This is a genomic window from Kineococcus arenarius subsp. arenarius (assembly GCF_050871845.1).
In the GTDB taxonomy this organism is placed as follows: Bacteria; Actinomycetota; Actinomycetes; order Actinomycetales; family Kineococcaceae; genus Kineococcus.
The window spans coordinates 1-2,112 of record NZ_JBJLSE010000182.1 but is presented as its reverse complement, the minus strand read 5'-3'; the positions used below and the strand labels follow the sequence as shown (position 1 = coordinate 2,112).

General features: G+C 79.2%; 3 protein-coding genes. 1 reads left to right on the top strand and 2 read right to left on the bottom strand.

What is annotated here, in order from left to right:
• Window positions 1-98 precede the first annotated feature (98 nt).
• Both ACRYM0_RS20780 and ACRYM0_RS20775 read right to left on the bottom strand, forming a co-directional pair.
• Complete coding sequence (locus ACRYM0_RS20780; RefSeq protein ID WP_432507750.1) at window positions 99-416, bottom strand: YtxH domain-containing protein; 318 nt, start codon at window positions 414-416, stop codon at window positions 99-101.
• 77 nt (window positions 417-493) lie between these two features.
• Window positions 494-1,672 carry an aminotransferase class V-fold PLP-dependent enzyme gene (locus tag ACRYM0_RS20775; RefSeq protein WP_432507749.1) on the bottom strand — a complete coding sequence of 393 codons (1,179 nt, stop codon included), beginning with the start codon at window positions 1,670-1,672 and terminating at the stop codon, window positions 494-496.
• A gap of 114 nt (window positions 1,673-1,786) precedes the next feature.
• Between ACRYM0_RS20775 and ACRYM0_RS20770 the strand changes: the two genes are divergently transcribed.
• Entirely contained in the window at window positions 1,787-1,975 is a 189-nt protein-coding gene (locus tag ACRYM0_RS20770) for a DUF2795 domain-containing protein (RefSeq protein ID WP_432507748.1), read from the top strand.
• Window positions 1,976-2,112 lie beyond the last annotated feature (137 nt).

The following is a 2,112-nucleotide window of genomic DNA, read 5'->3' as shown; positions in this document are numbered from 1 at the left end:
CCCCCACCCGCCCACACCACAGCCCCCCACGAGCGCCCCCCCCCCCCCCCCCCCCCCCCCCAGCGGGGGGCGCCCGAGGGCGTGCGGCGGTGCGGGTGTCAGTCGGTGGGCATGCGGGTGTGGTGCTGCTCGCCGAGCGGTTCCTCGGCGTCCTCCCCACCGCCGTTCACCTTCGAGCGCACGGACCCGGCCACCGAGCCGGCGGTCGCGCTGACCTTCTCCTGCGCCTTCGCGCCGGCCTGCTTGGCCGCGTCGGTGGCCTTGCCCTCCAGGTCGTTGACCGTGCTCTGCACCTTGGGGTTGCCCCACGCGCGCGAGGCGGCGGAGCTGATCTGCTCGTAGCGCTCCCGGCCGGCGCGGGCGCCGAGGACGTAACCGGCGGCTCCGGCCACCAGGAACAGGACCTTGCCCTTCATCACGGACCTCCCGGGTTCTCGTGTCGGTGATCTGGTGATCACCGACCACTCTCCCAGCGGCGCGGGCTTCGCGCGCGTCAGAGCGGCCCGGGCACCTCCCGGCGCAGGGCGGCGGCGAGGTGGTCGACGTCGGCGGCCGTGGTGTCCAGGTGGCCGCTGACCCGCAGCGCCGGCGCGCGCATCTCGCCGGGCGCGCGCTCGGTCCCCAGGAACGTCGTCAGCACCCCGTCCCGGGCCAGCAGCCGGGCCCGCAGGGCGGCCAGGTCCACGCCGCCGCCGCGCGCACCGCCGTCGGCCGGGCGCAGGGTGACCGTGGCGCTGGGCTCCGCCGGGTCCTCCAGCACGTCCCAGGAACCGCGCAGGGCGTCTGCCAGGCGGTGGCGCACCGCTGCGCCGACGGCCGCCAGGCCGGTGCGCACGGCCGCGGGCCCCAGGTCGCGGTGCTCGGCGAGCGCGGCGGCGAACCCCAACCGCCCGGCGACGTGCGCCTCGGCCCGCTCGAGCGGGTCCAGGCGTGCCGCCAGGGGCCCGCGCGCGGCCACGAAGCCGACGCCGCGCGGGCCGGCCAGCCACTTGCGGGACGTGCCGTAGACCACGACGTCCGCCGCGGCGGGCAGGGCGTCCAGGGCGGTGTCCACGTGCCCGAGCGCCTGCGCGGCGTCCACCGCGACGGGCACCCCCGCCGCGGCGCAGACGGCCGCGACCTGAGCGGCGGGCTGCACGGTGCCGGCGTGGCTGCCCACCCACGTGACGTGCACGAGGTCCGGGCGCGGGCCGGTGGCCAGGGCGCGCTCGAACGCCTCCGGGTCCAGCCGGTGCGGTCCCGGCACGGGCAGCGGGCGCACGCCCAGGTGCCGCAGCAGGGCCACGTTGGGGCCGTACTCGCCCGGCGCGTGCGCGGCGGTGGCCGGGACGCCGCCGGGCCAGGCCAGCAGCAGCTGCGCCAGCGCGTCCCCGGCGCCGTGGACGAACGCCACGGAGCCCTCGCCGGCCGGCCACCCCAGCAGCGCCCGCACGTCGTCGCGGGCGCGCTCCAGGACGTCGGCTGCCGCGGCCGCGGCGACGTAGCCGCCCTCCTCGGCCTCGCGGCGGGCGTGCGCGGCGGTCGCGTCGAGCACCGCCCAGCTGCTGCGCCCGGCGGCGGCGGAGTCCAGGTGCACCAGGCGCCGTAGCGGGCGGGTGCGCCGCCACGCGGCGGCCAGGGGCGCCGGTGCCAGGGCGGGCGAGGCGTCGAGCCGGTCGGGGGTGCGGTCCACGCGGGGATCCTGGCAGTCCCGACGTGCGGGCGCGGCCGATCCGCGGGTGGATGGGCGGTGCCGGTCGCCGGGGGCGGCCGGTCCGGAACCCGAGATCGAGCAGAGGAGCGAGTCGTGGCGAACGTCAGCCCCATCGACGTCCAGAAGGCGCTGCACGGCGTGGACTACCCGGCGTCCAAGGAGGCGCTGGTGAAGGCGGCTCAGGACAACGGCGCCTCCCCGGAGGTCCGCGACGCGCTGGACGGCATCGCCGACCGCGAGTACGAGGGCCCCACGGGCGTCTCCGCCGAGATCTTCGACTGATCTGGCGCCACGACCCCGCACCGGCGGGCACCGCTGCGCGGCGGTGCCCCCCCGCGGGTGCCGCGGGCTAAGGCTTCGGCGCGGGGGGTGGCCGGCGCCGCCGGCTCGGCGCCGTAGGTCACGGCCCAGGCGGCGGC